This is a genomic window from Klebsiella sp. RHBSTW-00215, from assembly GCF_014103785.1.
Classification (GTDB): domain Bacteria; phylum Pseudomonadota; class Gammaproteobacteria; order Enterobacterales; family Enterobacteriaceae; genus Klebsiella.
In genome coordinates, this window is the sequence record NZ_JABXQS010000001.1 from 3,634,088 (window position 1) to 3,654,545 (window position 20,458).

Consider the following 20,458-nt stretch of genomic DNA (forward strand, 5'->3'; position numbering starts at 1 on the left):
GTTGAAGATAAGTGACGTAGAACCAGTTACGGCGCTGGATGGATTATTTACGGATGGTAAAATTTCTGGCGGCATTCCTCCAACTCGCCTTGTTGCGGCATGGTTTAATTCTGTACAGACTGAGTTAGGGAAGGTGCGAACAAGTCCCTGATATGAGATCATGTTTGTCATCTGGAGCCATGGAACAGGGTTCATCATGAGTCATCAACTTACCTTCGCCGACAGTGAATTCAGCAGTAAGCGCCGTCAGACCAGAAAAGAGATTTTCTTGTCCCGTATGGAGCAGATTCTGCCATGGCAAAACATGGTGGAAGTCATCGAGCCGTTTTACCCCAAGGCTGGTAATGGCCGGCGACCTTATCCGCTGGAAACCATGCTACGCATTCACTGCATGCAGCATTGGTACAACCTGAGCGATGGCGCGATGGAAGATGCTCTGTACGAAATCGCCTCCATGCGTCGGTTTGCCCGGTTATCCCTGGATAGCGCCTTGCCTGACCGCACCACCATCATGAATTTCCGCCACCTGCTGGAGCAGCATCAACTGGCCCGCCAATTGTTCAAGACCATCAATCGCTGGCTGGCCGAAGCAGGCGTCATGATGACTCAAGGCACCTTGGTCGATGCCACCATCATTGAGGCACCCAGCTCGACCAAGAACAAAGAGCAGCAACGCGATCCGGAGATGCATCAGACCAAGAAAGGCAATCAGTGGCACTTTGGCATGAAGGCCCACATTGGTGTCGATGCCAAGAGTGGCCTGACCCACAGCCTAGTCACCACCGCGGCCAACGAGCATGACCTCAATCAGCTGGGTAATCTGCTGCATGGAGAGGAGCAATTTGTCTCAGCCGATGCCGGCTACCAAGGGGCGCCACAGCGCGAGGAGCTGGCCGAGGTGGATGTGGACTGGCTGATCGCCGAGCGCCCCGGCAAGGTAAGAACCTTGAAACAGCATCCACGCAAGAACAAAACGGCCATCAACATCGAATACATGAAAGCCAGCATCCGGGCCAAGGTGGAGCACCCATTTCGCATCATCAAGCGACAGTTCGGCTTCGTGAAAGCCAGATACAAGGGGTTGCTGAAAAACGATAACCAACTGGCGATGTTATTCACGCTGGCCAACCTGTTTCGGGCGGACCAAATGATACGTCAGTGGGAGAGATCTCACTAAAAACTGGGGATAACGCCTTAAATGGCGAAGAAACGGTCTAAATAGGCTGATTCAAGGCATTTACGGGAGAAAAAATCGGCTCAAACATGAAGAAATGAAATGACTGAGTCAGCCGAGAAGAATTTCCCCGCTTATTCGCACCTTCCCTAGTTAATGTGGTCGAGGGGGCCGGGATTGCAATAAACCCTGAAGACTCTGCACAGGTACTTGAGGCAATAAAGAAACTGGCTTTATCAGCAATGCCAACAATACCTGTCACCAGCGTAAACAGCAAAACAGGGGATGTTAACTTGAGCGCTGGAGATGTTGGAGCTTATCCCTCAACGGGCGGCGATTTGAGTGGCTCGATAAACGCAGCAGGGCTGGTATCCGAAGCAGGGCAGAGAGTATACAGCCCAAACAACCCACCTCCGCAATCCTTTATCACAAGTGGTATTGCAAATATTGGGGTTGGCGCTGTTGGCTCCTACGCAATTCTTAGAAATATGGTCTTAAATTCGACGATTAATCCCGGTGACGTTGTTAACGGAAGTCAGCTCATTTACTCCGGTGTTACAGCCTACGGAGGTGAGTCTGGTGGTGACTGGGCAAGAATCACTGAGGGAACTGCTGTTTCTGGTTCGTGGCGATGCATGGGGTTTGTCGTTAATACTGACAGACATTATGGCGTCTCATTATTCTTAAGGATTGCATAATGAAATATACAGACGTAAAAAATTTATCATATGCAAATGAGGATAAAACTCTTATCATCTGCGATGTTAAGTTTGAGTTGCTTTCTGATTACATTCCCTTTGCTGCATCGCCTGATGATACAGAAGATCACGGCAGAAGCATTTACAATGAATGCATTGCGGGTAACTATGGAAACATTGGAGATTACACTTCACCCGTTATTGATTATATCTTGTTAGCGGAGTATCGGCGTGATTCGCTCTTATCTTCTGCTAGTGATAAAATAAAAGACTGGCGCACAGAACTTGAGCTCGAAATCATTTCAGATGATGACAAAGTGAAGCTTGTTAAATGGATGGTCTATATCAAAGACTTAAAGTCTATAGATTTAACCCGTATTAAGAATAAAGCAGAATATGAATCTGTAAGTTGGGTAGAGATGCCCGAGTAAAGGTATTGTTATATTTTTATTCTTCTCATGCTAATAAACAATTTTATTTGGCTGGATAGTCTGGCCAATACGAGGTTGACTATATGTCAGAATTGACCCCTCCGCTGGGTACAGCAAGCTTCGATATCCTGAGAACCAATATCGAAAATATGGACATTGCCTTGAATGGAGATGGAGAAATATGGACAGATCGCGGCGGAAAAGAACGAACTACGTGGCAGGGTGTATTAAAACAAAACGCCGATGCAATTGAAAAAACCCGCGAAAATCTTATTCCCCTGAGCAAGCAGTACATGACGCTTGAAGCGGCCCAGGCAGATATCGCGAATATCTCTGAGGGTTCGACCACTTATGTGCGCAGCGCGGATGGAAGTTCGCTGGCAGATGAGTACATTAACAACGCCGGGACGCTGACAGCGACCGGGAGAAAGATGCTTTCTCAGGAATCCGTAGAGCCACTGTTAAAGCTGCTGGAACTGATCACCTTCATTTCAGACGATGAATATGAAGGTTCCGGCGTTGATTCAGCCGGAATGGACACTGCTGGTCGCTGGTTGTGGAAGTGGATAACGGATGTTTTGTGGTTAAAGAATCTCGTCGTGACGGGGGATTTAACTGCTGCGAAGGCTGAGGTAAAAGAGATTAATGCCGGACAGGTCACTATCAACGGTATTCCTTTAAAAAGCGTTGATAACGTCGACTACCTCGATTCAGATGAGTACGCCGGGGCGCTATTTGACAGCGCATTAGTGTCGGAAAATCTGCGCTGGCTGATGGGCTGGATTGGTGACCGGGCATTCTTTAAGAATGTGACGCTGGGCTCACTGCTGGCCCGTATCATCGATGTTGACAGCCTGACAATCGCTGGCGTGCCGTATCAGTCGTATTTAGCGGACGCATCCGAATTTGAAGGCAGCGTGCTCATGTCCGGCCTTCTGGATGAGAACAACCGTATTATCAGCGGTCTGTCGGAAAATGGCGGGACGTATCCTAAGGAAGAGGACAACTTCCGCGCATTCGTTGATGACAAAAACCTCAAGGTGCTGAGTACCCGCACCGCCAGAATGGCGGTATTTGCCACAGATACCGACTTCACTAATGTTCGTAACGAATCCGACTATTTCGTTTTTAATTCCCCCTCATCAGATGCCGTCGCCGGAGAAATCATGTGCCCATACAATGCCTGGCTGCCTGTTTCAGAGTACGGGCGTAAAACGCTCGCGCTATGGGGGCATTCGTTCATCGGGAACAACACTTCATTCAGTTTAAAGCTCAGCCAGTTGACCGGATATCCCGCCTACAACTTCGGGCGCTCCGGCGCGACGTCGGTCGCGATCGCACTCAGGAACGGCGCTTATACCAAAAACTACCAGCCTGCAGGGGGCGTCATCCCGGCGACAGGCGATGTGACGCTGACGCCAGCTCAGCCTGGGCCATTGCAGATTGTTGGCGATGTTGCTGCGGAAGACGGTCTGAAATGCTCCCTTGCCGGTGTTGATGGTGTCATTAACTGGACCGGAACGGAGATGGTATTCAGCCGTTCAGAAGCAGGGAGTACTGTCAGTGTCACCGGGCCGACGCCGTTGGTGGTTTATCCCTATACCACCCGAGAAATCGGCGATATTCCGCTGGCGACCCGTTACGACCAGCACCGCGAGTCTGTAAACATTCTGTGGATCGGCAGAAATAACGCTTCATCCATCATGCAAATCCTCGCTGATATGAAGGCCATCACTGACAAGCTGGCACGACAGAACCGGCGCTTTGTTGTGTTACCAGAATTCCCGATAGCCAGCGAAGTGATCGGCACGACCGGCCAGGCACAGGTCATGTACCTGAATTCAGAGCTGAAGCGGCTTTACCCCGGAAACTACTGTGAAATTAACGGTGTTGACCTGCTGCTGAACTTCAAAAATCACCACAACCCGGATTATCACCAGGACGTGGAAGATATTGCCAACGGCATCACCCCAACGTCCTTACGGCAGGACACCCTGCATCCCAGCCAAAGCCTGCGCCCTAATGCGCTGTTTATCGGCACTGAAGTCAACGCAATTTTCGTTCATCAATTCATGGTCAGCAAAGGCTGGCTGTAAAGGGAGTAATAAACATGACAGCAGGTCCTTTTGAGAAACGTGGAAATGTCACTCTGGCGAGTGGTGAATATCTATACCGTGATGCGGCTATTAACGATGCGTGTCGCTTGTTGCTGGATTTTGGTCGCACCTGGCCGGGCGGAAATAAAACATCCGGCTACAGCAAGGATGATATTGTGAAAAATCTTTGCTATACAAATGATGCAGCAACAGTCGGTAACGCAATGAGCTATGATGGTGGCGGCATTAAGTCATCTGGTAATTATCTGGATCGCATCCTGCTTCCAGACAGCGCCATACTTTCAGCGTCATGCACCCGGCAGCTTATTACTCTGACATTTAAATTACCCGTCACCGGATATGATCCCCAGAATACCGCACGACAATGTGCCTTATTTTCAGTAGGTAATGGGCCCACCTCTGCAACAGCACTCTCAGGCATTCTTGCAAACAGTAATGCCGCTGGCGCACTGAATAACATGCAGTTCCAGGCGTGGGGGGCGTGGTGGGATGGTTCTGGTGGTGTGGATACCGCTGTGAAAGCTGCGCTGGGGACAGTCACGCAGGTAGCGATGTATGCCTATAAGGTCAGTGATACACAGGTTAAGAGCCAGATTTTTGTTAACGGCTCCCCGGTCGTTGAAAAGGCAATCGCTAACTCAGCAGCGCGCCCAACGGAGTTTACGAAGGTTCAACTTTTGAGCGGCAGTTGGGCTTCTGCATCCGGTGGCACTGTGGGAACAATCTATCGCGCCGCCGTTTACGACATGACAAGTACAGATGTGAATCCGGCAGATATTGTTGCTCTGGATTATTCTCGCAATCATTCGCGCTTTAGCTAACAACAACTTGCGGCTGTCATGAAAATTGATAGCCGCACATCATTCAACGATATGAGGCAGGATGATAGCCCTGTTTGAAGGGGCGCTGTGATTAACCGTACCTTAACCACTGTTCCCTTAAATTAACATCTGAGATAATAACCTCACGAATAATAGATGAAAGATTGGTTAACTGTGAGTAGTAAGAAAACGTTAACGTTTGCGCAATTTTTGGTAATAAATAGTCAACTTGCCAACATATCAGATACTTGGGCTGATTTGTGGGCATTGATTTTCCATACGAGCCTTAGTGCGGGCAGGCTGCTGTCGCTTCGTTACGATGACATAGATGGCAATTCGATACTGATACGAGAGAGGGGGAGGCTGAAAGCGCTGCGCGTTGAAATTCCACCTACGGTGATGGCGATGATAGCCCGGCGACGGGAAAGGCATCCAGAGGATATTTTTGTGTTCCAGAGCCATTCAAATCGTGTGAAGAACGAATGTCGGCCAGTAACACTCATTGCGTTCAATGCTGCGTTGAGGCATGCGTCTAAATCACTACCCGCAGTGACTGTAAGCAGTAGTAGTGCAAGAAATATCACAAGTTAAGCGCCCCACCCAGTAGCCGTGTCGCAAATTATTATATAAAGCGTATTGCGTGCAAACTCACCACCAACTCCCGAAGCCCTTCTCTTTGGTGAGCTGTTTTTTGGGGCAGATTTTGGGGCAAAATGACGCTTGGGGCACGGTTTGGGGCAATCAAATGTCTGTATTTGTCTGCATTTGTCCAGAAGTCAATCACTCTATATCTTTGAAAATGAAGCAGATCATTGAATTTGCTAAACTATTTTTTTGCATGCCATAATAAAGTTAATATATAGGCAACCACGATCAAAAAAATTGCTCTGTTTGCGGCAGGGCGTGAGGTTATTGCGTAAACTTTAAAAACTTTACCAACTCGCTGTTTCTTTAAGGTCATTTGTACGCTTTACTCACCGGCTGCTGCGGCGCCGAAAGAGTGTTGCGGCATATTTTTGTTTGGAAAGGATACTTGGGTGGCTCTTATGACGCATGATGCTTTTTCCCTTCGCGGCCTCGCGGCAGGCTGCGCGCTTTTACTTCTCGTTGCGCCTGCGGTGCAGGCTGCGGAACAACTCCCCGATGCGCCGTCGATTGACGCGCGAGCCTGGATCCTGATGGACTATGCCAGCGGCAAAGTGCTCAGCGAAGGCAATGCTGATGAAAAACTCGACCCGGCGAGCCTGACCAAAATCATGACCAGCTACGTCGTCGGTCAGGCGTTAAAGGCGGGTAAGATTAAGTCCACCGACATGGTGACCATCGGGCGTGATGCGTGGGCAACCGGTAACCCGGCGCTGCGCGGTTCGTCGGTGATGTTCCTTAAGCCGGGCATGCAGGTCTCGGTCGAAGACCTGAATAAGGGCGTAATCATTCAGTCCGGCAACGATGCCAGCATCGCGATTGCCGACTACGTGGCGGGAAGTCAGGATGCGTTTGTCAGCCTGATGAACGGTTATGCGCAGAAGATGGGCCTGACTAATACCACCTTTATGACCGTGCACGGTCTGGATGCGCCGGGGCAGTTCAGTACCGCTCGTGATATGGCGCTGCTGACTAAAGCGATGATCCATGACGTGCCGGAAGAGTACGCCATTCATAAAGAAAAAGAGTTCACTTTTAACAAAATTCGTCAGCCAAACCGCAACCGGCTGCTGTGGAGCACCAGTTTTAATGCCGACGGCGTGAAAACAGGGACCACCGCAGGTGCGGGTTATAACCTGGTTTCCTCCGCAACGCAGGGCAATGATATGCGCCTGATTGCCGTGGTACTTGGAACTAAAACTGACCGCATCCGTTTTAATGAGTCAGAAAAACTGCTGACCTGGGGCTTCCGCTTCTATGAAACCGTAACGCCGATTAAACCGGATGCCACCTTTATTACCCAACGCGTCTGGTTTGGTGATAGCAGCGAAGCGAAGTTAGGCGCGGGCGAGGCCGGTTCCATTACGCTGCCGAAAGGACAGCTGAAAAACCTGAAGGCCAGCTACACCCTGAACGAAACGCAGCTGACCGCGCCGCTGACCAAAGGCCAGGTCGTGGGTACTATCGACTTTAAACTCAATGATAAGACCATTGAGCAGCGACCTCTGATAGTGATGGAAGCGGTAAACGAAGGTGGCTTCTTTAGCCGGATGGTTGATTTCGTGCTGATGAAACTGCACGGCTGGTTCGGTAGCTGGTTCTCTTAAGATGCAGGCCGCGCCCTGCGGGGCGCGGTTAGTAGAGTAGTGAAATCTGTTTTTCTTTCGCCAGCGCCTGTAGGTCGTCATCCGGACAAACGTCGCTGGCAATCACATCAAACTGCGCTAAATCACCCATTCTCGCCGGTCGAACTTTACCGAATTTACTGTGATCGACCACCAGCACGTGGTAGCGAGCGCTTTTCATCGCCCAGTGTTTGACCGGTAGCTCTTCCAGATTAAAACAGGTTGCGCCCTGCTCGCAGTCAATTCCGGCCGCTGAATAAAACGCGATATCCGGGCAAAGATGGCTCAGCGTATCCTGAAGGCTCAGCGGTTTAAAAATCGCGTTGCTGGCGTGGAATTCGCCGCCGCATAAAATCGCCCGACACTGGGGCTTATCCTGAAGGGAAAGAAAGGTATTGAGCGAATAGCACACGCCAGTAAAGGGCAGGGCGTTGTCGATGGCGTCGATGATCCACGGCGTGGTCGTTCCGCAGTCGAAAAAGGCCATCTGATGAGGTTCTAACAGTTTGGCGGCGTGGCGGGCGGCGCGTCGCTTCTCATCGACCAGGCGCGTTTTTTGGTCGCTTAACAGATAGTGCGTGGCGCTACGCGGCTCCAGCACAATGTAACCGCCGAGCAGCACCACCGGACCATTATGACCATTGAGATCGCGACGAATGGTCATTTCTGACACACCAAGCAGGGTTGCTGCTTCTTTTAGATGGAGTTTATCACTGCGCTTGAGTGCCTGAATAAGCTGGCTGATGCGTTCGTCACGACGAGTTTCCATATTCCCTCTAAGCTCAAAGCGCCCTGCATCGACAGGGCGTCAGCGGCGATTTTACCTGCCGAAAGAGGGTTAGTCACGCGGTGGAATAGCGCCGTGACTACGCGATGGGTTTCTCAGGAATAAGATTATCCGCGCACCCAGCCTTTGCGGATTGGCAACGAAAAAAACAGGCGGTACAGCCGCTGTAGATGCTGGTAAAGGCTATGTCCTCCGCTATGCCACAATAGCTGGGCGCTAAGGCAAGCGCTCATGGCGGTCAGCAGTCCACCCAGCATGTCCATCGGCCAGTGGACGCCGAGATAAACCCGGGACCAGGCGATTGCGCAGGCGATACCGAGGAGCAATGCGCCAGACCACAGTCGATGCCAGAACATAAAGGCCAGCGCAAAGGTAAAGCAGATGGTGCCGTGGTTGCTCGGGAAAGAGTTATTCGACGAATGGTGCAGGAAGTTATAGCCGACACCGGCGGCAAACGGACGTTCGTGTGGAAAGAGAAGGCCGAATATCCATGAAAGCGTGAGGCTAATAGCTAACGCCATCATGACCTTAAATACCAACTGGCGCTGATTAGGCCCCCATAGCCATAGGGCTAATACGAGTAATGGCACAAGAATAATCAGGTCTTTGGCAATAAAAGTCGCCACTTCAATCGCCCACCACGGGGAATCAGGCGTTGCATTGAGCAATGCAAACAGCGCGTAGTTGATATTTTCCAGCATACATCCAGGCTCTTTAGTCCGTCAGCAATAAGCCGCCTACCTTAAAAAAGGGTGGCGATGAGGTAAAGCAGTATTGTCTTAATTATCAGTTTGTTATGAATTTATACGTATTTGTGCCTTCGTTAACAGACTGCAATGGAGAGTATATAGCCTGTAATCTAATTGAAACATAAACGAAATATATACAGTTGGCTTTTCATTTGCTGATGGCGATGTTGTTACCTGAGTGGCGCTATTTTTCGTTGTCGCTCACAATTCGCTATCTCACCGGCTCGACTTTCATTAAACTTTGCGCGGTTTTATTTAAATAAGAGATTTCATGCAGAATTATTCGCTTTCGGGCAAGCGCCTCGGACGTCAGGCCTTGCTGTTTCCGCTGTGCCTGGTGCTATACGAATTTTCCACTTATATCGGCAACGACATGATCCAACCGGGAATGCTCTCGGTGGTGGAAGAGTTCGGCGTTGGCAATGAGTGGGTTCCGACCTCGATGACCGCTTATCTGGCCGGCGGTATGTTTTTACAGTGGCTGCTGGGGCCGCTGTCGGACCGTATCGGCCGTCGTCCGGTGATGCTGACCGGCGTTGTGTGGTTTATCGTGACCTGCCTGGCGACGCTGTTGGCGCAAACTATTGAGCAGTTTACGCTGCTGCGCTTTTTGCAGGGCATTAGCCTCTGTTTTATCGGCGCAGTGGGCTATGCAGCGATTCAGGAGTCTTTCGAAGAGGCGGTCTGTATCAAAATTACTGCCCTGATGGCCAACGTTGCGCTGATTGCGCCGCTTCTCGGGCCGCTGGTGGGGGCTGCCTGGGTTCATGTTCTGCCGTGGGAAATGATGTTTGTCCTGTTCGCCGTGTTGGCGGCTATTGCTTTCGTTGGCCTACAGCGGGCGATGCCGGAAACCGCCACCCGGATGGGCGAGAAACTGTCGGTAAAAGAGTTGGGGCGCGATTACCGTGAGGTGCTGAAAAACCTGCGTTTTGTAGCCGGAGCGCTGGCGACCGGTTTTGTCAGCCTGCCGTTGCTGGCCTGGATTGCCCAATCGCCAGTGATTATTATCAGCGGCGAGAAGGCGACCAGTTATGAATATGGCCTGCTACAGGTACCGATTTTTGGCGCGTTGATTGCCGGTAATCTGGTGCTGGCGCGCCAGACTTCACGCAAAACGGTGCGTTCGCTAATTATTCTCGGCGGCTGGCCGATTATGATTGGCCTGCTGATCTCCGCGGTGGCGACGGTGGCTTCAACCCACGCCTATCTGTGGATGACCGCAGGGCTGAGCGTTTACGCGTTCGGGATTGGTCTGGCCAACGCCGGACTGGTTCGCCTGACGTTATTTGCCAGCGAGATGAGTAAGGGGACGGTGTCGGCGGCGATGGGGATGCTGCAGATGCTGATCTTTACCGTTGGCATTGAAGTCAGTAAGCATGCTTATGAATCTGGCGGTAGCGGGATTTTCAGCTTGTTAAACTTACTGAGCGGGGTGCTGTGGCTGGCAATGACGGTCTACTTCCTGAAGGATAAGAGCGTGGGAAGCTCCCACGATCCTCAGTGACTTTCAAAATGACCCGCTACGACGTTAAGCGCCGCAGCGGGTCATTCCTCAGGCGAACGGCGCTTCGCGATTAAGCACTTTATCAATAATATGCAGCACGCCTTCCTCGTTGTTGTGCGGCGCATCATATCTAGCAACGGCTTTCACCGGGGCTGCGGCGTTTGCCATCGCAAAACCGAAACCGGCGTGTTGCAGCATTTCAATATCGTTTCCGCCGTCGCCGAACGCGACGACTTCATGGTTTTCAATGCCCCAGCGCTCTTGCAAAATACGCAAGCCGTTGGCTTTGTGTACGCCAGGAATAATCAGGTCAATGCTACCGTAGCCGGTGGCGACGGCAGTGACCATGTCGCCCAGCGCAGCGTGCAGTTTCGGCTGCATCTGCGGGATTAAGTGATCCGGTACGTTGAGGCCGAATTTCAGAATCACATCATCAATCTGATTAAAGTCGTCGACCAGTTCAAGGCGATGATAATACTTCGCTGCGATCGCCTTCAGTTCATCGTTATATTGATTGAGGGTGTAAGCGCTGCGTTTACCGCAGGCGATAATTTCAATGTCAGTCAGCGTTTGCAGATGATCGATGACGGTATTGAAATGCGCTTTTGGTATTTGGCAGTTAAACACATCGTCCCCGGCGCTGACCACCCAGCCGCCGTTTTCGGCGACAAAAGCAATCTCATTGGCTACCTCAGGGAAGAACGAAATCAACTGGTAATACTGGTTGCCGCTGGCCACGACGAAGCGGATGTCTTGTTCACGCATTCGCTGGTATTGGGCAAGGAAGCGCTGGCGGTTATAGGTTTTGGCATCGCTTAAGAAGGTGCCATCCATGTCTACCGCAATCAATTTGATGCTCATTAACTGTTCTCCAAAACAGGTTCAGGTTGTGGTTTCGCCACCGCGCGGGCGACCAGTGCTGCCACCAGGACCAGCGCCAGCACGACCATCATCGCACTGCGCAGGCCAAAATGTTCGCCAAGGAAGCCCAGCAGCGGCGGGCCGACGAGGAAGGCGAGGTAGCCGGTGATCGCCACGATGCTAACACGCTTCGGCGCATCGGGCCCGGTATCGCTGGCGGCGGAAATAGTCAGCGGGAAGCCCAGCGAAGCGCCGAGGCCCCATAACAGCACGGAAATGCCGGCGACCCACGGACTATCGACAAAAATAATCAGCGCAATGCCCAGCGCGCCCATCACCGCGCTGGCGCGAACGACGGTTACCCGGCTGTAGCGGTCGATAAACCAACCGCCGGTAAAGCGACCGATGGTCATTCCGAGCGTGAAGCCTGCGTAAATCAAAGAGCCGGAGGTTGGGCTGAAGCCATGACCATCCACCATTAGCAGCGGTAACCAGTCGTTGGCGGAACCTTCGGCAAAGGCCATCGCCAGCACGATTAACCCAATGAGTAACAGTTGGGTATCACGCCAGACCGGCAGTCCTTTTCCTTCGTTGCGTGCGGCTTCTGCAGCATTTTTGCCGGTACCGTCGGGGATGGCGCGAATGGCGATGGCGATAGGGAGGATAGCCACCAGCGCCGCCAGCAGAATATGCGGCGCGGCGGGCAGGCCGAAACCGGTGACCGCCATGCCAATTCCTGCACCGATCAGCGTGCCGAAGCTGTAGAAACCATGCATCATCGGCAGGACGGTTTTATTCATTTCACGTTCAACGGCAGCGCCTTCAACGTTAATTGCCACCTCGGCTGAGCCAAAGCTGGCACCAAAGATGGCCAGCCCAAGAGCAAATAGAACGGCTGATGTAAACCACAGCGCGACGCTGAGCACCAGCATCCCTACCACCGCGCAGGACATGGTGGCGCGAATGACTTTACGGGTGCCGAAACGATTGACCAGCCACGCAGAGCAGAGAATTCCGCTCATTGAACCTATCGATAGTCCAAATAATACAATCCCCATTTCCGCCGTGGATAGCGTCAGTAAATCGCGTATCGCTGGCGTGCGGGTTGCCCATGAGGCCATGAGTAATCCGGGAATAAAAAAGAACATGAAGAGCGCCCACAGCCGTAGCTGGAGGGCTCTGCGGGAGGTTTGTGCTGTCATCCGTAAATGCCCGTGAGTGAAGAGATGGAGACAACAGTAGCAAGGTTGTGTACATTTGTACATATAGGTTGCTTACTGCTGGCCGCTTTTTTATTGACCTCAATGACTCGATTCAGCCTGAGGGATATCTTAAGCGCGTGCCGTGAGAGTATGCGTCCATTTGAATAAAAGAGGGAAACTTATGGCTCGTCGACCGAACGACCCACAGCGTCGGGAGCGCATTTTGCAGGCGACGCTGGACACGATTGCTATACATGGAATTCATGCGGTCACGCATCGCAAAATCGCCAGCTGTGCCGGTGTTCCACTGGGCTCGCTGACTTACTATTTCAGCGGTATTGAGGCGCTGGTCGAAGAAGCATTCAGCGTATTTACCGGCCAGATGTCGGTACAGTATCAGCAGTTCTTCGCGAACGTAAGCAACCGTGAAGAGGCGTGTGACGCCATTGCTGAGCTGATTTTTAGCGCCCAGGTTACCACCGCGCGCAATATGGAACTGATGTACCAGCTTTACGCCTTTTGCAGCAGCCAGCCGAATTTAAAAGCAGTGATGCAGAACTGGATGTTACGCAGCCAGCAAACCCTCGAGCAGTGGTTTGAACCGGCAACGGCCCGCGGGCTGGATGCCTTCATTGAGGGTATGACGCTACATTTCGTGACCGACAGAGCGCCGCTATCAAGAGAAGCGATTCGGCTGATGGTGGGAAGGCTGGCGGGGGAGTGAGCGGGGCGCAGAAAACAAAAAACCCATCAACCTTGAACCTAAGCGGCGGGGTTGATGGGCTCCACAAAATGGGGACATCAAAGAAAAGCAGTGGCACTACTTATGACTGATGCCAGCAAAAAAAGTTCTGAGAATATGCGTTTTTTTCTGAAAAATTTACTGTAGCCCTGGCCAGATGATGACAATTAGCGTACCTGCCAGGGTTAACAACACGTTAGCGATAGCATAGGTCCCGGCGTACCCCAGCGCCGGAATGTTGCTGCGCGCGGTGTCGCTGATAATTTCCATCGCTGGCGCACAGGTGCGGGCTCCCATCATCGCGCCGAATAGCATTGCGCGGTTCATGCGCAGGACGTACGCGCCGAACAGGAAGCAGATAACCACCGGCACCAGGCTGACGATGAGACCCGCTGCCAGCATCTGGCCACCGACGGCGCCCAGGCCGTTATTAATCCCCGCACCCGCGCTGAGGCCGACACCGGCCATAAACACCATCAATCCGAACTCTTTCACCATATTCAGCGCCCCCTGGGGGATATAGCCGAACGTCGGATGGTTAGCTCGCAGGAAGCCGAGCATGATCCCGGCAAACAGCAGACCGGCGGCGTTACCGATGCCGAAGCTGAACGAACTGAACTGGAAGGTGATCATGCCGATCATCAGGCCGACGATGAAGAAGGCGCAGAAGGCGAGCAGGTCGGTCACCTGGCTGTGAATAGAGATAAAGCCGATACGGTCTGCGACAGTTTTAACGCGACGCGCGTCGCCGCTGACCTGTAACACATCGCCCTTATTAAGCACCACGTTATCGTCAATGGGCATTTCGATTTGGCTGCGGATCACGCGGTTTAAGAAGCAACCGTGATCGGTCAGCTTCAGCTGCGCCAGACGACGGCCAACGGCATTGTGATTTTTTACCACGATCTCTTCGGTGACGATGCGCATGTCCAGCAGGTCGCGGTCGAAGACCTCTTTGCCGTTACGAAAGCTCGGGTCGAGACGGGCATGGGCATCCGGGTAGCCCACCAGCGCGATATCATCGCCCATCTGCAACACCGCGTCACCGTCTGGGTTGGCGAGAATACCGTTACGGCGAATTCGCTCGATATAGCAGCCGGTCTGGCGATAAATACCCAGCTCGCGCAGGTTTTTGCCGTCTGCCCATGCCACCAGCTCCGGGCCGACGCGATAGGCGCGGATCACCGGCAGATAGACCTTGCGCCGGGAATCGTTATCGAGGCCACGTTCACGGGCGATTTGCTGGGCGCTGGTTTGCAAATCCTGGTGCTGTAGTTTGGGCATATAGCGAGCGCCAACAATCAGGCTCACCAGGCCAACCAGGTAGGTCAGAGCGTAGCCAAGACTCAGGTGATCGAGTGAGGCGGCGAGCTGCTCGCTGGACATGCCGAAGTGGCGTAGCGTATCGCCAGCGCCGACCAGCACCGGGGTTGAGGTCATTGCCCCGGCGAGCATCCCGGCCGTCAGGCCGATATCCCAGCCGAACAGCTTACCCAGACCCATGGCGATCAGCATTGCGCTACCGACCATTACCAGAGCCAGCATCAGGTAATTTTTCCCATCGCGAAAAAAAATAGAAAAAAAGTTGGGACCCGCTTCCACGCCGACACAAAAAATAAACAGCATAAAGCCGAGATTTAGGGCATCAGTGTTAATACTAAAATGTTGCTGGCCTAATAATAACGAAACGACTAAAACGCCAATGGAATTACCAAGTTGTACTGACCCGAGACGCAGTTTCCCGAGGCAAAGACCTAATGCAAGAACAACGAACAATAACAGGATGTAATTCCCGTTTAACAAATCTGCGACGTTTATATTCACGAAAGCCAACTTCTCATTTACTAGTAAGTTGTTGAAGGAAATGGTTATTTGGTCTAAGGTTGCTCCAGTGTTCGCGCTGTCACGAACGCTATTCTGGCATCCCGTTATAACCAGCAAAATATAGTCGATAGTTTAATCCTTCCTGGAGGCTTCGGCTAGTAACAATCGTTTTTGCACTGGCGGGATCTTTAATTGGAATGGACTGCCAGAATCTTTATCTGACTGGACGAAGTGGAAGTTGGTTAGAGGCAAAATCAGGAGGATGTAGTGAAATCTGAGCGTGCTTGGGCCGGTATTATCTGTGGGTTCTTTCTATTTATTGTGGTTTGTTTATCGCTGCTGTTACATATGAAAGGTGCCTTTCGGGCTACCGGTAATCCCGAGCTCGGGCTACTGTTTTTTTTACTCCCCGGCGCTGCGGCAAGCTGCCTCTCACCTGGACAGCGGGTTATTCGTCCCCTTATCGGCGCGATGCTGGCGGCCCCCATTTGTCTGGTGGTAATGCGGCTTTTCTTTGTGACTCAGCGTTCTTTCTGGCAGGAGCTGGCGTGGTTGTTTAGCGCGGTGTTCTGGTGCGCGCTTGGCGCATTATGCTTTCTGTTTATTTGCGCCTGGCTTGATACCAGACGCAAGCACTCATCAGAAGATTGAGCCGTCTCAGGCAAACAGACCCAAATTCTCTTTCGCCCAGGCTTCAAAATCCGTGCAGCCGCCGATGTGTTTCTGATCGACAAAAATCTGCGGTACGGTTTCTACCGGCTTGCCCACGGTTTTTTCCAGATCGGCTTTGCTGATGCCTTCGGCGTGGATATCAATGTAGCGATAGTTGAAATCATCACGCTCATTGGTCAACTTTTCAGCCAGTTCTTTGGCGCGAACGCAATACGGACAACCTGGACGACCAAAAATTACGGTAAACATCGTTTCTCTCCTTAAATCTCAGCCTGATGGCGAATGGGGCGTATCATGACGCGTTATGCCGACGAGGGAAAGAAGGTTCTGCCTTTTGCTTCGATGGTTTAGGGCTATGTTTGATAAATACTCTGGCGATGAAACCGCTATACTGGCCCTGTTGCGTGACCCGTTATCGCTGGGTTGTGCGAATTATTTGGACCGGAGGAGTGTTATGCGATCGCCCGCTGCATTGCCAAAAAGCGTGCTGGTGGTTGAGATTCTCGGCATGGTGTTGTTGACGCTGGCCTGGCTCTCGCTCAATCAGTACGTCAGTCTACCCGCGCCGTTTTCCAGCCCGACGGCTGCGCTATTGATGATCTTCGCGGGGATCCTGCTGATGCTCCCGGCCGCCGTGGCGTTAATGTGGCGGGTGGCGAAAGTGATTGCCCCGCAGTTGACGCAAACCAAAACCCCACCTTCTTCCTTGTCTGACAGAGAAAAACGAGATGACGCCGACCATTGAGCTGCTGCGTAGCCACCGTTCTATTCGCCATTTTACCGACGCGCCTATCAGTGATGAACAGCGCGCTGCGATTATTGCCGGTGCACAGGGGGCTTCCAGCTCCAGTTTTTTACAATGTACCTCAATCATTCGTGTTACCGATGCACAGCTGCGTCAACAGCTGGTGACAATGAGCGGCGGTCAGAAGCACGTGGCGCAGGCTGCCGAGTTCTGGGTGTTCTGCGCCGATTTTAACCGCAATCAGCAAATTTGCCCCGATGCCCAACTGGGACTGGCGGAACAGTTGCTGCTGGGTTGCGTTGATACCGCGATTATGGCGCAGAATGCGCTGGTGGCGGCAGAGTCTCTGGGGTTGGGCGGTGTCTATATCGGCGGCTTGCGCAACAATATTGATGCAGTGACCGAACTGCTGAAGCTGCCGCAGCACGTACTGCCGCTGTTTGGCCTGTGCCTTGGCTGGCCTGCGGATAACCCGGACGTAAAACCGCGCATGCCATCGGAGATGCTGGTGCACGAAAACAGCTATCAGCCGCTAGACGATGCGATACTTAGCGAATATGACGAGCAGCTGGCGCAGTATTATCTGTCACGTGGGAGCAACACGCGTCGTGATACCTGGAGCGACCATATCCGTCGTACTATTGTTAAAGAGAGTCGCCCGTTTATTCTTGAATATTTGCATAAGCAGGGATGGGCTACGCGCTGATTGCGTGTAAACTGCCCCGGCCTGACGCCAGGCGATTTTGCAAGGTCAGCGTAAATTTGAGTCGTTGTTAGCTATCAAAGGCCCGCCAAAGCGGGTCTTTTCGCAGAGGTACAGGGTGAAAATTGCCATATTATCCCGGGATGGAACGCTTTATTCATGTCGACGCCTGCGTGAAGCCGCGCATAAACGCGGTCATCAGGTCGAAATCCTCGATCCACTTTCTTGCTATATGAACGTCAGTCCGGTGGCCTCATCGATTCACTATAAAGGCCGCCAGCTACCGCATTTCGATGCTGTGATCCCTCGCATCGGTTCAGCGATCACCTATTACGGCACCGCCGCGCTGCGTCAGTTTGAGCTGCTGGGCAGCTATCCGCTGAATGAGTCTGTCGCTATTACGCGCGCCCGTGACAAGCTGCGCTCGCTACAGCTGCTGGCGCGTCAGGGGATCGACCTGCCGCTCACCGGGATTGCCCATTCACCGGATGATACCAGCGACCTGATCGCGATGGTGGGCGGCGCGCCGCTGGTGGTAAAACTGGTGGAAGGTACGCAGGGCATCGGCGTGGTGCTGGCCGAAACCCGCCAGGCGGCGGAGAGCGTGATTGACGCGTTTCGCGGTCTGAACGCCCATATTCTGGTGCAGGAGTATATCGCCGAGGCGAAAGGTCGGGATGTGCGCTGCCTGGTGGTGGGCAATGAAGTGGTGGCGGCGATTGAACGCCGGGCGAAGGAGGGCGACTTCCGTTCCAATCTGCATCGCGGTGGCGTGGCGACGGTCGCGACCATCAGCGAGCAGGAGCGAGAAATGGCGATTAAAGCCACGCAAACGCTGGGGTTGGATGTGGCGGGCGTCGATATTTTGCGTGCTACGCGCGGCCCGCTGGTGATGGAAGTGAATGCTTCTCCAGGCCTGGAGGGCGTTGAAACCACAACGGGGGCGGATATTGCCGGGCGAATGATTGACTGGATTGAGCGTCAGGCAACACCGGGGTTTTGTCTGAAAATGGGAGGTTAGTTTCCTTTCACGACAGCGTCATGGTACACGACGCTTTTTTTGCGTAAGCTATGGCGTCGCATTTTTTCACAGCAAGAGGTCACAGGTCATATGGATTCACTGGTCGTTCCGGGTCTTGATACGTTACGTCAATGGCTCGACGAATTGGGCATCAGCTTTTTTGAGTGTGATTCCTGCCAGGCGCTACATCTGCCGCATATGCAGAATTTCGAAGGCATTTTTGATGCCAAACTCGACCTGGTGGACAACGTGGTACTCTTTTCCGCACTGGCGGAAGTTAAGCCTTCTGCGCTGCTGCCGCTCTCTGCCGATCTTTCAGCGATTAACGCCAGTTCGTTGACCGTGAAGGCTTTTCTCGATATTCAGGATGATAATCTGCCGAAACTGGTGGTGTGCCAGGCGCTGATCGTCGGTGTCGGTATTACCTTTGATCAGTTCGCGTGGTTTTTCCGTCAGAGCGAAGAACAGATTTCAATGGTTATGCTCGAAGCCAGCGCCAATCAGGTGTTGTATAAGCCTGAGGAAGAAGAGCCCGTCGCTGAGAATATCCAGTACCATTTTCTTCACTAAGCCTGTCGAAAAATAGCGCAGCCACTGCCATAGCGGCTGCGTATTTCCCGCTTTTATTCTGCCATTAACCTTTCTTTAAAGAATTTTTCACCGCCATTCTGCCGCTTTCGGCTTATCACGTAGACCGTTATTGCATAAAAAATTGATAAAAGGCGTTTTTTTACCTGGGCTATAGCCTCTTATTCTGGCTACAGTTATTCTGACGATGCTTCCAGTTGCGGGCAACCATTCCGGGAGAGGTCCTCTCTCCTTTTCTTAGGCAATGAAAAAATATGCATGATTATTGCATGCAAACAAGTGCGTATATTCAGCCCGCTTGTTAACGGGCATTGAGAAGGAATAAGAGATATGACCGCCTTTGGTAAAAAATGGTTAACAGGTCTGGTTACGGGTGCGCTGATGGCCGTTTCTGCCGGTTCGCTCGCAGCTGAACAAAAAACCCTGCATGTTTATAACTGGTCTGATTATATTGCGCCGGATACGGTAGCGAATTTTGAGAAAGAGACCGGTATTAAAGTGGTGTATGACGTTTTTGATTCCAACGAAGTGCTGGAAGGCAAACTCATGGCGGGCAGCACCGGCTTTGACCTGGTGGTGCCGTCAGCGAGCTTCCTTGAACGACAGCTGGCGGCAGGGGTTTTCCAGCCGCTGGATAAGAGCAAGCTCCCCAACTGGAAAAATCTCGATCCGGAAGTGCTGAAGCTGGTGGCGAAGCACGACCCGGACAATAAATACGCGATACCGTACCTGTGGGCGACTACCGGTATTGGCTACAACGTGGATAAAGTCAAAGCCGTGCTGGGCAAAGATGTACCGCTGGACAGCTGGGATCTGGTGATGAAGCCGGAAAACCTGGAGAAACTGAAAAGCTGCGGCGTCTCATTCCTTGATGCTCCGGAAGAGATTTTCGCCACCGTGCTGAACTATCTCGGCAAAGATCCGAATAGCAGTAAAGCCGATGATTACACTGGCCCGGCGACCGACCTGCTGCTTAAGCTGCGTCCGAACATCCGCTATTTCCACTCCTCGCAGTACATCAATGACCTTGCCAACGGCGATATCTGCGTTGCTATCGGCTGGGCGGGTGACGTATGGCAGGCGGCTAATCGGGCGAAAGAAGCGAAGAACGGCGTAAACGTCTCCTACTTTATTCCGAAGGAGGGAGCGCTGGCGTTCTTTGATGTCTTCGCCATGCCTGCGGATGCCAAAAATAAAGATGAGGCTTATCAGTTCCTTAATTATCTGATGCGTCCTGATGTTATCGCGCATATTAGCGATCACGTTTATTACGCTAACGGTAACAAAGCCTCTACGCCGCTGGTTAGCGAAGAGATTCGTAATAACCCGGCAATTTATCCACCAGCTGACGTATTCGCCAAGCTGTTCACCCTGAAAGTACAGGATCCAAAAATCGACCGTGTGCGTACTCGCGCATGGACAAAAGTGAAAAGCGGGAAATAACGACTTTTAATACCGTTGTCCGGTGGCGTTAATGCTACCGGGCCTACAAAACCCGTAGGCCGGGCAAGCGTTAGCGCTGCCCGGCGATACGCACCATAACAGT

At 52.3% G+C, this 20,458-nt stretch carries 21 protein-coding genes; 15 read left to right on the forward strand and 6 right to left on the reverse strand.

Annotated features, from left to right (window positions below; genetic code table 11):
• Positions 1 to 196 precede the first annotated feature (196 nt).
• The 7 genes from HV127_RS17315 (at position 197) to dacC (ending at position 7,493) form a co-directional block, all read left to right on the forward strand.
• Positions 197 to 1,177 carry an IS5-like element IS5 family transposase gene (locus HV127_RS17315; RefSeq protein ID WP_042934497.1) on the forward strand — a complete coding sequence of 327 codons (981 nt, stop codon included), beginning with the start codon at positions 197 to 199 and terminating at the stop codon, positions 1,175 to 1,177.
• A 155-nt stretch (positions 1,178 to 1,332) separates the two neighbouring features.
• Complete coding sequence (locus HV127_RS17320; RefSeq protein WP_182237523.1) at positions 1,333 to 1,872, forward strand: hypothetical protein; 540 nt, start codon at positions 1,333 to 1,335, stop codon at positions 1,870 to 1,872.
• The gene (locus HV127_RS17325) at positions 1,872 to 2,303 is read left to right on the forward strand and encodes a tail fiber assembly protein (protein WP_182237525.1); all 432 of its coding nucleotides are present in this window, start codon (positions 1,872 to 1,874) and stop codon (positions 2,301 to 2,303) included. Before HV127_RS17320 ends, HV127_RS17325 begins: the two co-directional genes overlap by 1 nt.
• Positions 2,304 to 2,386: 83 nt before the next feature.
• Positions 2,387 to 4,399: a hypothetical protein gene (locus HV127_RS17330; RefSeq protein ID WP_182237527.1), complete on the forward strand. Its 2,013-nt coding sequence runs from the start codon at positions 2,387 to 2,389 to the stop codon at positions 4,397 to 4,399.
• A gap of 14 nt (positions 4,400 to 4,413) precedes the next feature.
• On the forward strand, positions 4,414 to 5,241 hold the full coding sequence (locus tag HV127_RS17335) for a hypothetical protein (protein ID WP_182237529.1): 828 nt from the start codon (positions 4,414 to 4,416) through the stop codon (positions 5,239 to 5,241).
• A 156-nt stretch (positions 5,242 to 5,397) separates the two neighbouring features.
• Complete coding sequence (locus HV127_RS17340) at positions 5,398 to 5,832, forward strand: hypothetical protein (RefSeq protein WP_142463801.1); 435 nt, start codon at positions 5,398 to 5,400, stop codon at positions 5,830 to 5,832.
• Positions 5,833 to 6,287: 455 nt separating this feature from the next.
• Positions 6,288 to 7,493, forward strand: coding sequence for a serine-type D-Ala-D-Ala carboxypeptidase (dacC, locus tag HV127_RS17345; RefSeq protein ID WP_182240706.1), 1,206 nt, complete (start codon positions 6,288 to 6,290; stop codon positions 7,491 to 7,493).
• A gap of 28 nt (positions 7,494 to 7,521) precedes the next feature.
• Here the strand turns inward: dacC and deoR are convergent, their stop codons facing one another.
• Both deoR and ybjG read right to left on the reverse strand, forming a co-directional pair.
• Positions 7,522 to 8,280, reverse strand: coding sequence for a DNA-binding transcriptional repressor DeoR (gene deoR, locus HV127_RS17350; protein ID WP_110275304.1), 759 nt, complete (start codon positions 8,278 to 8,280; stop codon positions 7,522 to 7,524).
• Between the two features lie 125 nt (positions 8,281 to 8,405).
• Complete coding sequence (gene ybjG / locus HV127_RS17355; protein WP_182237531.1) at positions 8,406 to 8,999, reverse strand: undecaprenyl-diphosphate phosphatase; 594 nt, start codon at positions 8,997 to 8,999, stop codon at positions 8,406 to 8,408.
• A 319-nt stretch (positions 9,000 to 9,318) separates the two neighbouring features.
• Here ybjG and HV127_RS17360 point away from each other — a divergent pair, with 319 nt between their 5' ends.
• Entirely contained in the window at positions 9,319 to 10,554 is a 1,236-nt protein-coding gene (locus HV127_RS17360) for an MFS transporter (RefSeq protein WP_182237533.1), read from the forward strand.
• 48 nt (positions 10,555 to 10,602) lie between these two features.
• Here the strand turns inward: HV127_RS17360 and HV127_RS17365 are convergent, their stop codons facing one another.
• Positions 10,603 to 11,415 carry a Cof-type HAD-IIB family hydrolase gene (locus tag HV127_RS17365; protein WP_182237535.1) on the reverse strand — a complete coding sequence of 271 codons (813 nt, stop codon included), beginning with the start codon at positions 11,413 to 11,415 and terminating at the stop codon, positions 10,603 to 10,605.
• Positions 11,415 to 12,617, reverse strand: a complete 1,203-nt coding sequence (locus HV127_RS17370) for an MFS transporter (protein WP_182237536.1) — start codon at positions 12,615 to 12,617, stop codon at positions 11,415 to 11,417. Before HV127_RS17370 ends, HV127_RS17365 begins: the two co-directional genes overlap by 1 nt.
• Positions 12,618 to 12,798: 181 nt before the next feature.
• Here HV127_RS17370 and HV127_RS17375 point away from each other — a divergent pair, with 181 nt between their 5' ends.
• Positions 12,799 to 13,341, forward strand: coding sequence for a TetR family transcriptional regulator (locus tag HV127_RS17375; protein WP_181482888.1), 543 nt, complete (start codon positions 12,799 to 12,801; stop codon positions 13,339 to 13,341).
• Between the two features lie 156 nt (positions 13,342 to 13,497).
• Here the strand turns inward: HV127_RS17375 and HV127_RS17380 are convergent, their stop codons facing one another.
• A complete protein-coding gene (locus HV127_RS17380) occupies positions 13,498 to 15,183 on the reverse strand; it encodes an aspartate:alanine antiporter (protein WP_112214733.1) in 1,686 nt (561 codons plus the stop codon).
• 267 nt (positions 15,184 to 15,450) lie between these two features.
• Here HV127_RS17380 and ybjM point away from each other — a divergent pair, with 267 nt between their 5' ends.
• A complete protein-coding gene (gene ybjM, locus HV127_RS17385; protein WP_110275284.1) occupies positions 15,451 to 15,834 on the forward strand; it encodes an inner membrane protein YbjM in 384 nt (127 codons plus the stop codon).
• Positions 15,835 to 15,840: 6 nt separating this feature from the next.
• Here the strand turns inward: ybjM and HV127_RS17390 are convergent, their stop codons facing one another.
• The gene (locus HV127_RS17390; RefSeq protein ID WP_110275282.1) at positions 15,841 to 16,104 is read right to left on the reverse strand and encodes a GrxA family glutaredoxin; all 264 of its coding nucleotides are present in this window, start codon (positions 16,102 to 16,104) and stop codon (positions 15,841 to 15,843) included.
• A 205-nt stretch (positions 16,105 to 16,309) separates the two neighbouring features.
• On the opposite strand from HV127_RS17390, the gene HV127_RS17395 reads away from it, so the two are divergent.
• From HV127_RS17395 to potF, 5 genes are all read left to right on the forward strand, one after another.
• Positions 16,310 to 16,600 (forward strand): YbjC family protein, encoded by a 291-nt coding sequence (locus HV127_RS17395; protein ID WP_181482886.1) that lies wholly within the window; start codon positions 16,310 to 16,312, stop codon positions 16,598 to 16,600.
• Entirely contained in the window at positions 16,584 to 17,306 is a 723-nt protein-coding gene (gene nfsA / locus HV127_RS17400; RefSeq protein WP_182237537.1) for a nitroreductase NfsA, read from the forward strand. The genes HV127_RS17395 and nfsA overlap by 17 nt, the downstream gene beginning before the upstream one ends.
• Before the next feature lie 115 nt (positions 17,307 to 17,421).
• Positions 17,422 to 18,324 carry a 30S ribosomal protein S6--L-glutamate ligase gene (gene rimK, locus HV127_RS17405; RefSeq protein WP_112214686.1) on the forward strand — a complete coding sequence of 301 codons (903 nt, stop codon included), beginning with the start codon at positions 17,422 to 17,424 and terminating at the stop codon, positions 18,322 to 18,324.
• A 90-nt stretch (positions 18,325 to 18,414) separates the two neighbouring features.
• Positions 18,415 to 18,894, forward strand: a complete 480-nt coding sequence (locus HV127_RS17410) for a YbjN domain-containing protein (protein ID WP_110275402.1) — start codon at positions 18,415 to 18,417, stop codon at positions 18,892 to 18,894.
• Positions 18,895 to 19,242: 348 nt separating this feature from the next.
• Positions 19,243 to 20,355 carry a spermidine/putrescine ABC transporter substrate-binding protein PotF gene (gene potF, locus HV127_RS17415; protein WP_112214684.1) on the forward strand — a complete coding sequence of 371 codons (1,113 nt, stop codon included), beginning with the start codon at positions 19,243 to 19,245 and terminating at the stop codon, positions 20,353 to 20,355.
• Positions 20,356 to 20,458 lie beyond the last annotated feature (103 nt).

Bases quoted from the DNA above. Each gene is read 5' to 3' on its own strand.
- HV127_RS17315 (WP_042934497.1), top strand. From the start codon at position 197: ATGAGTCATCAACTTACCTTCGCCGACAGTGAATTCAGCAGTAAGCGC.
- HV127_RS17325 (WP_182237525.1), top strand. From the start codon at position 1,872: ATGAAATATACAGACGTAAAAAATTTATCATATGCAAATGAGGATAAA.
- HV127_RS17330 (WP_182237527.1), top strand. From the start codon at position 2,387: ATGTCAGAATTGACCCCTCCGCTGGGTACAGCAAGCTTCGATATCCTG.
- HV127_RS17335 (WP_182237529.1), top strand. From the start codon at position 4,414: ATGACAGCAGGTCCTTTTGAGAAACGTGGAAATGTCACTCTGGCGAGT.
- HV127_RS17340 (WP_142463801.1), top strand. From the start codon at position 5,398: ATGAAAGATTGGTTAACTGTGAGTAGTAAGAAAACGTTAACGTTTGCG.
- dacC (WP_182240706.1), top strand. From the start codon at position 6,288: ATGACGCATGATGCTTTTTCCCTTCGCGGCCTCGCGGCAGGCTGCGCG.
- deoR (WP_110275304.1), bottom strand. From the start codon at position 8,280: ATGGAAACTCGTCGTGACGAACGCATCAGCCAGCTTATTCAGGCACTC.
- ybjG (WP_182237531.1), bottom strand. From the start codon at position 8,999: ATGCTGGAAAATATCAACTACGCGCTGTTTGCATTGCTCAATGCAACG.
- HV127_RS17360 (WP_182237533.1), top strand. From the start codon at position 9,319: ATGCAGAATTATTCGCTTTCGGGCAAGCGCCTCGGACGTCAGGCCTTG.
- HV127_RS17365 (WP_182237535.1), bottom strand. From the start codon at position 11,415: ATGAGCATCAAATTGATTGCGGTAGACATGGATGGCACCTTCTTAAGC.
- HV127_RS17370 (WP_182237536.1), bottom strand. From the start codon at position 12,617: ATGACAGCACAAACCTCCCGCAGAGCCCTCCAGCTACGGCTGTGGGCG.
- HV127_RS17375 (WP_181482888.1), top strand. From the start codon at position 12,799: ATGGCTCGTCGACCGAACGACCCACAGCGTCGGGAGCGCATTTTGCAG.
- HV127_RS17390 (WP_110275282.1), bottom strand. From the start codon at position 16,104: ATGTTTACCGTAATTTTTGGTCGTCCAGGTTGTCCGTATTGCGTTCGC.
- HV127_RS17395 (WP_181482886.1), top strand. From the start codon at position 16,310: ATGCGATCGCCCGCTGCATTGCCAAAAAGCGTGCTGGTGGTTGAGATT.
- nfsA (WP_182237537.1), top strand. From the start codon at position 16,584: ATGACGCCGACCATTGAGCTGCTGCGTAGCCACCGTTCTATTCGCCAT.
- HV127_RS17410 (WP_110275402.1), top strand. From the start codon at position 18,415: ATGGATTCACTGGTCGTTCCGGGTCTTGATACGTTACGTCAATGGCTC.
- potF (WP_112214684.1), top strand. From the start codon at position 19,243: ATGACCGCCTTTGGTAAAAAATGGTTAACAGGTCTGGTTACGGGTGCG.